The 12,572-nt window shown below is 72.0% G+C and carries 11 protein-coding genes; 5 read left to right on the top strand and 6 right to left on the bottom strand.

Translation table 11 applies throughout. The features are described from left to right. The first annotated feature begins 2 nt into the window (after nt 1-2). The 4 genes from RR1_RS12085 (at nt 3) to RR1_RS12100 (ending at nt 5,471) form a co-directional block, all read left to right on the top strand. Nucleotides 3-1,190: a polyprenyl synthetase family protein gene (locus RR1_RS12085; RefSeq protein ID WP_010836553.1), complete on the top strand. Its 1,188-nt coding sequence runs from the start codon at nt 3-5 to the stop codon at nt 1,188-1,190. Next, on the top strand, nt 1,187-2,767 hold the full coding sequence (gene crtI, locus RR1_RS12090) for a phytoene desaturase family protein (RefSeq protein ID WP_040772128.1): 1,581 nt from the start codon (nt 1,187-1,189) through the stop codon (nt 2,765-2,767). Before RR1_RS12085 ends, crtI begins: the two co-directional genes overlap by 4 nt. Before the next feature lie 171 nt (nt 2,768-2,938). After that, a complete protein-coding gene (locus RR1_RS12095) occupies nt 2,939-4,513 on the top strand; it encodes an alpha-(1->6)-mannopyranosyltransferase A (RefSeq protein WP_040772129.1) in 1,575 nt (524 codons plus the stop codon). A 19-nt stretch (nt 4,514-4,532) separates the two neighbouring features. Next, the gene (locus RR1_RS12100) at nt 4,533-5,471 is read left to right on the top strand and encodes a phytoene/squalene synthase family protein (RefSeq protein ID WP_010836556.1); all 939 of its coding nucleotides are present in this window, start codon (nt 4,533-4,535) and stop codon (nt 5,469-5,471) included. A gap of 28 nt (nt 5,472-5,499) precedes the next feature. Here the strand turns inward: RR1_RS12100 and RR1_RS12105 are convergent, their stop codons facing one another. Beyond that, nucleotides 5,500-5,868, bottom strand: coding sequence for an Rv2175c family DNA-binding protein (locus RR1_RS12105; protein WP_010836557.1), 369 nt, complete (start codon nt 5,866-5,868; stop codon nt 5,500-5,502). A 116-nt stretch (nt 5,869-5,984) separates the two neighbouring features. Here RR1_RS12105 and RR1_RS12110 point away from each other — a divergent pair, with 116 nt between their 5' ends. Continuing rightward, a complete protein-coding gene (locus tag RR1_RS12110) occupies nt 5,985-8,072 on the top strand; it encodes a Stk1 family PASTA domain-containing Ser/Thr kinase (protein ID WP_010836558.1) in 2,088 nt (695 codons plus the stop codon). Nucleotides 8,073-8,090: 18 nt separating this feature from the next. On the opposite strand, the gene RR1_RS12115 is transcribed toward RR1_RS12110, so the two are convergent. The 5 genes from RR1_RS12115 to RR1_RS12135 all read right to left on the bottom strand — a co-directional run bounded on the left by RR1_RS12115 (nt 8,091) and on the right by RR1_RS12135 (nt 12,565). Beyond that, nucleotides 8,091-9,488 (bottom strand): class II 3-deoxy-7-phosphoheptulonate synthase, encoded by a 1,398-nt coding sequence (locus tag RR1_RS12115; protein WP_010836559.1) that lies wholly within the window; start codon nt 9,486-9,488, stop codon nt 8,091-8,093. 50 nt (nt 9,489-9,538) lie between these two features. Then, complete coding sequence (locus RR1_RS12120; RefSeq protein ID WP_010836560.1) at nt 9,539-10,033, bottom strand: polyadenylate-specific 3'-exoribonuclease AS; 495 nt, start codon at nt 10,031-10,033, stop codon at nt 9,539-9,541. Nucleotides 10,034-10,082: 49 nt separating this feature from the next. Then, a complete protein-coding gene (locus tag RR1_RS12125; RefSeq protein WP_081634062.1) occupies nt 10,083-10,874 on the bottom strand; it encodes a lysophospholipid acyltransferase family protein in 792 nt (263 codons plus the stop codon). A 161-nt stretch (nt 10,875-11,035) separates the two neighbouring features. Beyond that, nucleotides 11,036-12,019, bottom strand: coding sequence for an ROK family protein (locus tag RR1_RS12130; RefSeq protein ID WP_010836562.1), 984 nt, complete (start codon nt 12,017-12,019; stop codon nt 11,036-11,038). Nucleotides 12,020-12,049: 30 nt separating this feature from the next. Next, the gene (locus tag RR1_RS12135; RefSeq protein ID WP_051111012.1) at nt 12,050-12,565 is read right to left on the bottom strand and encodes a hypothetical protein; all 516 of its coding nucleotides are present in this window, start codon (nt 12,563-12,565) and stop codon (nt 12,050-12,052) included. Nucleotides 12,566-12,572 lie beyond the last annotated feature (7 nt).

Here is a 12,572-nt window from a genome sequence, read left to right on the forward strand (position 1 = left end):
CCGTGCGCGCGCCGATACAGTGGGGGCACCCGTCGGCCGGTCCTGTCCGCTGCCCGTCCTGCCTGGAGGAAGCCCTGTCCACACCCACCACGCCCGGCCCCGCGGGGCAGGACGCATCCGCCGCAGTCCTCTCGCCCGCCCGAGTCGAAACTGCGCTCGCCGACTTCCTCGCGCTGCGTGCGCCCACCGCACGCACCATCGGCGCGTCCTACGCCGCGGGCCTCGACGCGCTGTCGCGGTTCGTGCTGCGCGGCGGCAAGCGAGTCCGGCCGGCGTTCGCGTGGACGGGCTGGGTCGGCGCCGGCGGCGATCCCGCACACGACGCCGCGGACGCCGTCGTCTCGGCCGTCTCGTCGCTCGAACTGATCCAGGGCTGCGCCCTCGTCCACGACGACATCATCGACGCGTCCACGACGCGCCGGGGCTTCCCCACCGTGCACGTCGAGTACGCCGGACTGCACCGCGAGCAGGGCTGGTCGGGCGATCCGCTGCACTTCGGGACGTCCGCAGCGATCCTGCTCGGCGATCTCGCGCTCGCGATGGCCGACGACATGCTGCGCGAGTCGGGCATCGACGACGCCGCGCTGCGTCGCGCCCAGCCGGTGTGGTCGGCGATGCGCACCGAGGTGCTCGGCGGGCAGTTCCTCGACATCGTCGCCGAGGCGTCGCGCGACGAGTCGATCGACACCGCGTACGCGATCGACCGCTACAAGACGGCCGCGTACACGATCGAACGGCCGCTGCATCTGGGTGCCGCGATCGCGGGTGCCGACGAGGGCCTCGTCGCGTCGTACCGGGAGTTCGGCACCGACATCGGCGTCGCGTTCCAGTTGCGTGACGACCTGCTCGGCGTCTTCGGCGATCCCGAGCTCACCGGTAAGCCGTCCGGTGACGATCTGCGCGCGGGCAAGCGCACGGTCCTCGTCGCGAGTGCGCTCGAGACGGCCGACCGCGACGATCCCGTGGCGGCCGCCGACATCCGGGCGTCGCTCGGGACGGCACTCACCGACGGCGACGTCGCACGCCTGCGTGCCCGGCTGACCGATCTCGGCGCCGTCGCGGACGTCGAGGCGCAGATCGACCGGCTCACCGGACGCGCGCTCACGGCCCTGGCCGAGTCGACGGCGACGCCCGACGCGAAGGACGCCCTCGCGGCAATGGCCGAGACCGCGACGCGGCGGACTGCGTGAGCACCAGGGCCGTTCCCGGCCCGGTGCGCCACGTCGTCGTGGTCGGCGCCGGACTCGCGGGCCTGTCGGCCGCGCTGCATCTGCGTGCCTCGGGCCGCGACGTCACGCTCCTCGAGGCCGCCGGCACCCCCGGTGGCCGCGTCGGCACGTACCGGCTCCGCACCCCCGACGGCGACGAGTTCGACATCGACTCCGGCGCGACCGTCCTCACGATGCCCTCGCTGGTCACCGCGGCGATCGGCGGCGTCGAGACGGATCCACCGCTGCGGATCACCCGCCTCGATCCCGCCTATCACGCACGGTTCGCCGACGGCGCGTCGCTCGACGTCCACAGCGAGCCGGACCGGATGGCGGCGGAGGTGACCCGGTTCGCCGGGCCCGACGAGGCGATCCGGTACCGGCGGCTGCGACGGTGGCTCGGCGACGTCTTCGAGGCCGAGTTCGACGACTTCATGGACGCCGACTTCGACTCGCCGCTCGACCTCGTGGCGTCACCGCGCTCGCTGCGGGCGATCGTCCGGCTCGTCCGGCTCGGCGGCTTCGGCAGCCTCGGCCGGCGCGTCGGCTCGATCCTCCGGGACGACCGGCTGGCCCGGATCTTCACGTTCCAGGCGCTGTACGCGGGCGTCGCGCCGCGCGACGCGCTCGGCGTCTACGGCGCGATCGGCCACATGGACACGAGCATGGGCGTGTGGTTCCCGTCGGGCGGGATGCGGTCGATCGCCGAGGCGATGACCGACGCCGCGCGCCGGGCGGGCGTCGACGTCGTGTTCGACGCGCGGGTCGACGCGCTCGACGTCGCGGGTGGCCGCGTCACCGCGGTCCGGACCGCCGACGCGGTGTATCCGTGCGACGCCGTCGTCCTCACCCCGGACACCCACGTCGTGGACTCTCTGCTGGCCCCGCACGGGCTGGCTCCCCGGCGGCCGGTGCGGTCGTCGCCGTCGGCGGTCGTGCTGCACGGGTCGATCCCGGTGAGCGTCACCGACCGGTGGCCGGCACGCCGTCACCACACGATCGACTTCGGGGACGCGTGGGATGCGACGTTCCGCGAGATCACGGCGCGCGCGGGCCGCGGCAGGCTCATGACGGATCCGTCGTTCCTCGTCACCCGTCCCGCGACGACCGATCCGGACCTGATCATCGGGTCCGGTGAGACCGCCCGCGAGCCGTTGTCGGTACTCGCGCCGTGCCCCAACCTGCGGAGCGCGCCGTTCGACTGGGACCGGCTCGGCCCGCACTACGCGCGCGAGATCGTCACGACGCTCGAGCGGCGCGGCTTCACCGGAATCGCCGCGCACTTCGACGTCGCCCGCGTCGACACCCCCGCGACGTGGCTCGCCGACGGGATGCGGGACGGCTCGCCGTTCGCCGCCGCACACGTCTTCGCCCAGACCGGACCCTTCCGGCGCCGCAACACGGTGCGCGGGCTCGCCAACGCGCTGCTCGCCGGATCGAGCACCGTCCCCGGCGTCGGCGTCCCGACCGTCCTGCTGTCGGGCAAGCTCGCCGCGGAGCGGATCACGGGCAGCCACACGCGAGCTCGGGACGTCGATTCGACCGTTTCGCCCGATTGATTTCGGCATCGCGCGAGTGGACTCGCATCGCCGACGCGGCGTGGGGCGCGTACGTCACACCCGGAGGTGGCACTAGACTGACCGGGCGATCACGCAGTTCGGAGCTCCCGGGGCGTGTCCACACCGACACCGTCCACACGACATCGAGTCCGCGGGGAGGAACTGAAAACGATGGCATCCGCTGACGGCAGTGCCTTGCGTGTCCGTGCCCGGAGCTGGGCGGACTTCGTCCGCGCACCCGAGGGACACGCTGCACTGCTCGGCGTCCTCGGCGCGGTTCTCATCACCTTCGGCGGATTCGGTGCCGGTTCCGTCCGCCGCGAGGACCCGCTGCTCGAAGCGCTGTTCCTGTCGTGGCTGCGATTCGGCCACGGTCAGTGGATCTCGACCGTCCTCGTGTGGGGCGGCGTCATCGCGATGATCACGGCATGGGTGCGGCTCGGCCGCCGCACCATCGCGGGCGACGTCTCGGTCCGCTGCCTCATCGGCGTGTGCGCCGCCTGGGTGACCCCGCTGCTCGTCGCGGTCCCGATGTTCAGCCGGGACGCGTACTCCTACCTCGCCCAGGGCGCGCTGCTCCGCGACGGCTTCGACCCCTACGCCGTCGGCCCCGTCGTCAACCCGGGCCTGCTGCTCGACAACGTCTCCAACGTCTGGACGACGACGACGGCCCCGTACGGCCCGCTGTTCCTGCTCATCGCGCAGGGAATCACGATGATCTCGGGCGACAACGTCGTCGTCGGCACGCTGCTGCTGCGGCTCGTCATGCTGCCCGGTCTCGTCCTGACGCTGTGGGCGGTGCCACGGCTCGCGCGCTACCTCGGCGGCAGCGCGTCCGTCGCCGTGTGGCTCGCCGTCCTCAACCCGCTCGTCCTCGTCCACCTCATCGGTGGCGTGCACAACGAGGTCCTCATGGTCGGCCTGATGACGGCCGGCCTCGTCCTCGCCCTCGAGCGCAAGCACCTCGCGGGCATCGCGCTCGTGTCGGCCGGTGTCGCCGTCAAGGCCACCGCGGGTGCGGCGCTGCCGTTCATCGTCTGGATCTGGATGGCGCACCGGCGCAAGCAGGCCGCCGAGGAGGGCAAGCCGCCGCCCAATCCGTTCACGTCGTTCGTGCGCACCGCCGGCGCGGGCGCGGGCCTGTTCGTCGCGATCTTCGGTGCAGTCTCGTTCGCGGCGGGCGTCGGGCTGGGCTGGATGACAGCCCTGTCCGGCTCCGCGAAGATCATCAACTGGCTGTCGCTGCCGACGATCCTCGCCCACATCGTGACGGTCGGGACGTCGTGGTTCGCCGATCTGCGGCTCACCGAGGTCCTGGGCGTGACGCGCACGATCTGCGGCGCGGCGATGGTCGCGATCGCCATCGCCGCGTGGTGGCGGTTCCGCCGCACCGAACGCGACGCCGTCCTCGGCACGCTGGTCGTGCTCGTCGCGATCGTCGTCCTCTCCCCCGCCGCGCTGCCGTGGTACTACTCCTGGCCGCTCGCGATCGCCGCGTGCTTCCCGCTCGGCGCGCGCACCCTCACCGTGCTCGTCGGCCTGTCGACGTGGCTCATGCTCGTGTTCAACCCCGACGGCTCGATCGGCCTGTACAACCTCGCCCACGTCGCCGTCGCGACGCTCGTCGCCCTGGTCGCGGCCCGCTCGCTGTACACGATCGATCCGCTGCGGCTGCGGAGTCAGCGGCCACCGGGTGGTGACGCCGTGTCCGCGTCCGGCGAGCGCCCGCCCGTGGGCGCAGCATGACGTGCGCGCCGCCCCTGCCGTGACCACCGAGTCGTACCGCCACTGCCGGAACCTCGCCGCGTCGCACGGCCGCACGTACTTCCTCGCGACCCGGTTGCTCGCACGCGAGCACCGGCCCGCGATCCACGCGCTCTACGGCTTCGCACGCGCGACCGACGACATCGTGGACACCGGCACCATGGACGACGCGGGGGCCGCCCCGGACGCCGTGCGCGACGCCGCACTCGACGCGATCGAGCGCGCGCTGCGCGACGAGTGGTCCGGCTCCGGCTCACCCGGTTCTCTCGTCGACGGGCCGGCGAGCACGCTGGGGCCCGTCCTGCCGGCGTTCTTCGACACCGTCGCGGCCTACGGCATCGAGCACGACTACTTCTTCGCGTTTCTCGAGTCGATGCGGATGGACGTCCCCGGTTCGCGCCTGCACCGGCGCGCGTACCGGACGATGGCCGAACTCGACGAGTACATGTACGGGTCGGCGGCGGTCATCGGCCTGCAGGTGCTTCCCGTGCTCGGCGCCGACACCGCTACGCGTCCCTACGCGGCGGCACTCGGCGAGGCGTTCCAGCTCACCAACTTCGTCCGCGACGTCGGCGAGGATCTCGATCGCGGACGTCTCTATCTGCCGGCCGACGAACTCGCGGCGTTCGGTGTCGACGAGGAGTTGCTGCGGCGCTGCCGCCGCGACGGCCACGACGATCCGCGGGTGCGGCGAGCCCTCGCCCACGTCGTCGCGCACACGCGCGCCCGGTATCGGGCCGCGGAACCGGGCCTCACGATGCTCGGCCGGCGGGCGGGCGCCACCGTGACGGCCGCCTTCACCCTCTACGGTGAGATTCTCGACCGGATCGAGGCCGAGGACTTCGCGGTGCTGCATCGCCGCGCCGTCGTTCCGCGCAGCAGGCGCCTCGCCGTCGCGGCACGCGAGCTCGCGAAGATGACGGCGCCCCGCGCGTGCTGAGCGCGGCTGCGGGGCGCGGTCGGCGGCGTCAGAAGGCCATCGCCTGAGCGCGGCGAACGACCTCGCGGGCGGAGTCGGTGTGCAACGCGTCCACCGGCCGTCCCGGCAGCGACTCGTCCTCGCGGAAGAGCCACTCGAGCGCCTCCTCGTCGTCGAAACCTCCGTCGCGCAGCACCGACACCAGCCCGGGGACCCAGCGCAGGATGTCGCCGGCGTCGTCGAGGAACAGCGCGGGAACACCGATGATGCCGTTGCGACGGACGGCGAGCAGCTGATGGTCGCGCAGCATCTGGTGCACCTTGGTGACGCTGACGCCGAGATGCTCTGCCACGTCGGGCAACGGAAGGAGGGAGACGGACTCGTCGAGAATGTCCTGGACGTACGGGATGGCGCTCACACCGTCAACCGTAGCGACGCGACCGCGCCGCAGCCACCACGGGTCGGCGCAGTGCGCCGGGTCTGCGGGGCGCACGACGGCTCGAGCACACCGGGCTGTCCGCGCGAGTCGTTACGATGGGGTGTTCTTCGACGACGCTGTATCCGACAACACACTGTGGACGAGGGGGTTTCGTGATCGGCCAGCTGCTCGATCGTCGCTACCGAGTGGACGCGCCGATCGCCCGGGGCGGGATGTCGACCGTGTATCGGGGGCTCGATCTCCGGCTCGACCGCCCCGTCGCGATCAAGGTCATGGATCCCCAGTTCGCCGCCGACCCGGCGTTCGTCTCGCGGTTCGAGTTCGAGGCGCGGTCGGTCGCGCGGCTCAAGCATCCGTCGCTCGTCGCCGTCTACGACCAGGGCCACGACGGCGGGCACGCGTTCCTCGTCATGGAACTCGTCGAGGGCGGCACGCTGCGCGAGTTGCTCCGCGAGCGCGGTCCGATGCCCCCGCACGCGGTCGCCGCGGTCGCGGGCCCCGTGCTCGACGCCCTCGCCGTCGCTCACCGCGCCGGGCTCGTGCACCGCGACGTCAAGCCCGAGAACGTGCTCGTCTCGGACACCGGCGAGGTGAAGATCGCCGACTTCGGACTCGTCCGCGCCGCGGCGGCGTCCACCACGACCTCCGACAGTGTGATCCTCGGCACGGCCGCGTATCTCTCGCCCGAGCAGGTCACGACCGGCTCCGCCGACACGCGCAGCGACGTCTACGCGATGGGTGTCCTGATCTTCGAACTGCTCACGGGCAGACCGCCCTTCACGGGCGACACGTCACTGTCCGTCGCGTATCAGCGGGTCAATCAGGACGTTCCACGGCCCAGTTCCTTCATCGTGGGCGTGCCCGCGCAGTTCGACGACCTCGTCGCCGAGGCGACGCACCGCGAGCCGTCGCACCGGTTCCACGACGCCGCGGCGATGGCGCAGGCTCTGCGGACGATCGCCCGCGAACTCGATCTTCCCGACTACCGCGTCCCCGCACCGCGGCGTTCGGCCGAACACCGTTCGCAGTCGCTCACGCGCCCGCCCGCATCACCGGGTTTCGCGGCACCCGGGCTCGCCGCGGCGGGTTCGGACGACCCGACGCGCCGCGTCCCGTCCGCCGTATCTCCCCACGGCGCGCCGCCGCACGACGCGTCGCCCACCACCGCCGTTGCGGGCGACGTCGGCCGCTCGCCGGCGCATCACACCCGCATGCTCACGGAAGCCGCTCCCCGCCCGTCCGACGACGAACCGGACGAGCCCGGCGGCGGCTTCCCGTTCCCCGACTACCGCAGCGATCGCCGGCGCTCACGCCGATCGGGCATCGTCTGGATGCTCGTCGTCCTGCTCGTCGCGCTCGCACTGGGCGCGGGCGGATGGTGGCTCGGATCCGGGCGCTTCACGGCCGTCCCGGCCACCGACGGGCTCGATCGCGACGGCGCCGTGCAGGCGCTCACGTCGGCCGGTCTCACGACCGAGATCGAGGGACGGTATTCCGACGAGGCGGCACCCGAGGTCGTGCTGGGCACCGACCCCGGCTCGGGCGCGCGGATCGGGCGCGGCGACTCCGTCGCACTCGTCGTGTCGCTGGGGCGGCCGGTCGTCCCGAGCATTCCGGGCGGCGGGTCGAGCGAGCAGGTACGCCGCCTGCTCGAGGAGCGCACCCTCGCCGCCGAGGACGGCGGCGAGGCGTACAGCACGACGGTTCCCGTCGGCGGCGTCGCCGCACTCGAGCCGCCACCGGGTACTGCCGTCGACACCGGCTCGACGGTCACGCTCGTCTACAGCAAGGGAGCACCGCCCGTCGAGATCCCCGATCTCGAGGGCGAGACCGAGGCGCAGGCCCGCGCCGAGCTCGAAGAGCTGGGGCTGATCGTGCGCGACGTCGTGATCGAGTTCGACGACGACGTCGCGGGCGGCTCGGTCGTCGAGGTCTCCCCCGAGCCCGGCACGACGGTCAAGGCCGGATCGACGGTGTCGCTCACGGTCTCCGATGCCGTCGAGTTGCCTTCGCTGCTCGGTCGTTCCGTCGGTCAGGCGCGCGACGAACTCGGCCGGCTCGGCCTCGACGTGCGCGTGCGTCAGCTGACCGAATCCGACAGCTCGCGTGTCATCCGCCAGCGGCCGTCGAGCGGGGATCTCGTGCGCCCCGGGAGCACGGTCGAGTTGTACTCGCTTCCGTGATCACCGCGTGTACCCGCGTCAGCCGCGCAGCATCTCGGCGACGAGGAAGGCCAGTTCGAGCGACTGCTGGGTGTTGAGGCGAGGATCGCACGCCGTCTCGTAGCTGCGGCCGAGGTCGAGATCCGAGATGTCCTGGGCACCGCCCAGGCATTCGGTGACGTTCTCGCCCGTGAGCTCGACGTGGATGCCGCCCGGATGCGAACCGAGGGCGCGGTGGACCTCGAAGAAGCCCTGCACCTCGTCGACGACGCGGTCGAAGTGACGGGTCTTGTATCCGGTCGACGACTCGTGGGTGTTGCCGTGCATCGGGTCGCACTGCCAGATGACGCTGCGCCCCGTCGCCTCGACCTTCTCGACGATCGCCGGCAGCAGATCGCGGACCTTGCCGTTGCCCATGCGCGAGATGAGCGTGAGCCGGCCCGGCATGTTCGTGGGATCGAGCCGCTCGACGTATTCGACGGCCATCTCGGGCGTCGTCGACGGGCCGATCTTGAGCCCGATCGGGTTCGAGACGAGTTCGGCGAACGCGATGTGGGCGCCGTCGAGCTGCCGGGTGCGGTCGCCGATCCACAGGAAGTGAGCCGACAGGTCGTAGAGCTTGGGGTGATCGCCGCCGGCGAGGCCGTCGACGTCGAGCCGCAGCATCGCGCGCTCGTAGTCGAGGACGAGCGCCTCGTGGCTCGCGAAGATGGTCGCCGCCTGCAGGCTCGGGTCGGTGACGCCGCACGCCTTCATGAACTGCAGGCCGCGGTCGATCTCGCCCGCGAGCGCCTCGTATCGCGCGCCTGCCGGCGACGACGACACGAACTCACGGTTCCAGTCGTGGACCTTGTGCAGATCGGCGAGCCCTGCGCCGGTGAGCGCGCGGACGAGGTTCATCGCCGCGGAGGCGTTCGCGTACGCCCGCACGAGCCGCGACGGATCGTGGGCGCGGAGCGCCTCGTCGGGAACGAGCGCGTTGACCATGTCGCCGCGGTACGACGGCAGGCCGAGCGCGTCGATGTTCGACGACCGCGGCTTCGCGTACTGACCGGCGATCCGTGCGACCTTGACGACGGGCGTGCTCGCGCCGTACGTGAGGACGACGGCCATCTGCAGCAGGGTGCGGATGTTGCCCTTGATGTGCGGCTCGGTGTTGTCCGCGAAGGTCTCGGCGCAGTCGCCGCCCTGCAGCAGGAAGGCCCTGCCCTGCGCGACGTCGGCGAGCTGCTGCTGCAGCGCGACGATCTCGCTGGGCACCGTGATGGGCGGCACGCTCTCGAGGACGGTCCGCATGGCCGCGGCCTGGTCCTCGGGCCACTGCGGCTGCTGCGCGGCGGGCTTGGCCAGCGCGGCGTCGAGGCGCTCGCGCAGCACGGGCGGCAGCGGCGGAAGCTCGGGAAGGCGATCGATCGGCACGTCGACGGTCCAGTTCACGTTTCCAGCCTATCGGTCACGCGGACGGCGACCGTCGTCGGTGTCCGCCGTCACCTGCCCGCGCGACCGTACTCCTCGATCGCGCGGAACTTCGCGAGATTGTGCCGGGCGTCGGCGAGCGCGTCGTGCGCGTCGTCGGGAGCGGGAGGCAGCATCGGCTGCCCACTGTCCTCCCAGTACTGCTTGAGCTCGCGGGTGAACCGGGGCAGGTCGGTGGGCAGTTCGGTCATCGCACCCCAGAGCTGGCACAGCGCGACGTGGTCGTACGCCGCTACCCACGCCCACAGCTGCGGACGCGACCCCGCTCGGGGAACCAGGAACTCGAACAGTTCGTCGCGGATGCGGCTTCGGCTCATCCACGCCTTCGAGGAGGGCGACGGCAGCTTGGGGAGCACGTTGCGCCGCACCCACCGGCCCGCGCGGTCGGGATCGAACTCCGTCGAGACGGCGTAGAACTCACGTCCGTCCTCGGCGACGACTCCGATCGACACGAGGTCGATCGTCGTGCCGTCCTCGATGAACTCGCAGTCGTAGAAGTAGCGCACACGCCGACTATGCCGTACGAGCGGCCGATCGCCGGAATCGCGCAGCGCGTCAGCTCGCGCGCGAGTCGGGGACGCGGTCGGCGGGCTCGTCGCCCTGCGCACCGACAGGGCGGCCCGACGAGTCGACGGGCAGCGTCGGGGCGAGCCCGTCGCCGATCGGCAGCGGCGCGGGTGCCTTCTTCAGCGTTGCGGCGTAGACGTCGACGTACTCCTGCCCGCTCATCTGCATGAGCCGGTACATGATCTCGTCGGTGACGGCGCGCTCGACGAAGCGGTTTCCGCCCATCCCCTCGTATCGAGAGAAGTCGAGCGGTTCGCCGAACTTCACGGTGACGCGGCGCCGGCGCCAGCGGAACGGCCCGGGCGGGCTGACCTCGTTGGTGCCGATCATCGCGACCGGGATGACGGGCACACCGGTCTCGAGCGCGACGCGAGCGACGCCGGTCTTGCCCTTGTAGAGCCGTCCGTCGGGCGAGCGGGTGCCCTCCGGGTAGAGGCCGACGAGGCGACCCTCGGCGAGCATCCGCTTCGCCGTCACGAGGGCACCCTCCGCGGCGTCGCCGCCGCTACGGTCGATCGGGACCTGGCCCGTCTTGGAATAGAAGAACTTCTGCAGCGCGCCGCGGAATCCGGGCGTCGTGAAGTAGTCGCTCTTCGCGAGGTAACTGACGCGGCGACGAATCGCCAGCGGCGCGAACAGCCAGTCGGCGATGGAGAGATGGTTACCGGCGAGCACGGCTGGCCCGTCCTTCGGGACGTTCGCCAGTCCCTCGACGCGGGGCCGGTTGTACAGCTTGATGAACGGCCCGACGAACACGAACTTGACCAGCCAATAGAACATGGCACCCTTTCTCGGTGTCGACCCGTTCCGTGCCACGCCGATGCGGGCCGGCCCGGACGACCGTGTCGCGGACCTCACGCCGATACGCATGGAACTGTACCGCCCGCTCCTGGCGCCAGCCAGCGAACCCACGGCGCCGGCGGGCGAACCCCGGGCTGTCGTCAGCGCGCGATGGTGGCGCGTGCGATGTCGGCGGCACCGATCATTCCGGCAGCCTCCCCCAGTTGCGAACTTCGGATCCGGGCACGGGGCCGGAAACTGCCTCCCGTCGACAGTTCCGCCCACCGTTCCCGCGCGCGATCGAGGAAGAGGGGCCCGGACGCCCCTGCCCCACCGCCGATCACGACGAGCTCCGGATCGAAGACATCGACGACGACGGCGAGTCCGACGGCGAGCCAGTCGGCGAAATCGTCGATCACCGCCACCGCGAGCGCGTCACCGTCCTGTGCCGCGGCCGCGATCCGCCGTCCGGTGAGGCTCCCGGGATCGACCGCGACGTCGTGGGCGAGGACCGAGGTCGAGGGGTCGGCGGCGAGCATGTCGATCGCCGTGTCGACGAGAGCCGTTCCGCTGCAGTACCTCTCCCAGCAGCCGCGTTTGCCGCACGGGCAGGCGCGTCCGCCGGGGACGACCTGGATGTGCCCCAGTTCCGGTGCGATGCCGTAGGTTCCGCGGAACAACTCGCCGTCGCGCAGATACGCGGCGCCGATCCCCGTTCCGATGGCGAGGAGCACGACCCCGCGCGCCCCCGACGCCGCGCCGTAGCGGTACTCGGCGTGGCCCGCGGCGTTCGCGTCGTGCTCGACGACGACGGGAACACCCACCCGCTCCGAGAGCCGGGCGCCGACAGGAGCGTCGCGCCACGGCAGGTGCGGCGCGAAGCGGACCCGGCTGCGGTCGGCGGTGAGGAAGCCCGCGACGGCGAGACCGACGGCCGCGATGTCGTGACGCGACTGCAGATCGCGTACCGCGCGGACGAGGGCGTCGTCGAGTGCCTGCTCCGACGACGGCGTCGGGGCGCGCACGGTGTCGAGCACGGTGCCGAACCGATCCACCACGGCCGCACGGATGCTCGTACCGCCGACGTCGATACCGACGGCCTGGCCACCCGGCCGGCCGTGCCGCCTGTTCGCCACGAACCCCATGGTCGTCACGCTAGCCGACGCGGTGCGGCGTCAGTCGTCGGTGACGGTGACGGTGACCGAGATCGGCTGGTAGCCGCTCGGCGGGCGCGGCTCGGCCGCGTCGTCGTTCGGTGCAGCCGGGGCGCCGTCCGTGCCGCGGTCCGCATCGCGCGGTGCCGCGGCATGCGGGGACGCCGGGTTCACGTGCGGGGGCACGTGCCCGTCGAGCATCTCCCGCAGCACGGTGACGAGCACGCTCGACTGGACCGACAGCATCGTCACGAGATCGTGCCGCTCGCCACGCAGCGTCGCCGCGAGCGCGCACACCGGGCACCAACTGCAGCCGTCCCACCGTGGCGCGTCCGACGCGGCGTCCTCGGCAGCGGCCTCCGCGTGCGCCTGTGCCGACACCGTCGCGATGCGCGCGACCATCGGCTCGACGCGCTCGCACAGTGCCTCGACGAGCGCACGCCACTCCGCCGTGAGCCGCTCGTGTGTCGCGGGGTCGTCGTAGCCGCTCACGCCGTCTTCGCCCACGTCGTCTTCGCCCACGCCGTCTTCGCCCACGCCGTCG

The organism is Rhodococcus rhodnii NBRC 100604, from assembly GCF_001894925.1.
GTDB lineage: Bacteria > Actinomycetota > Actinomycetes > Mycobacteriales > Mycobacteriaceae > Rhodococcus_F > Rhodococcus_F rhodnii.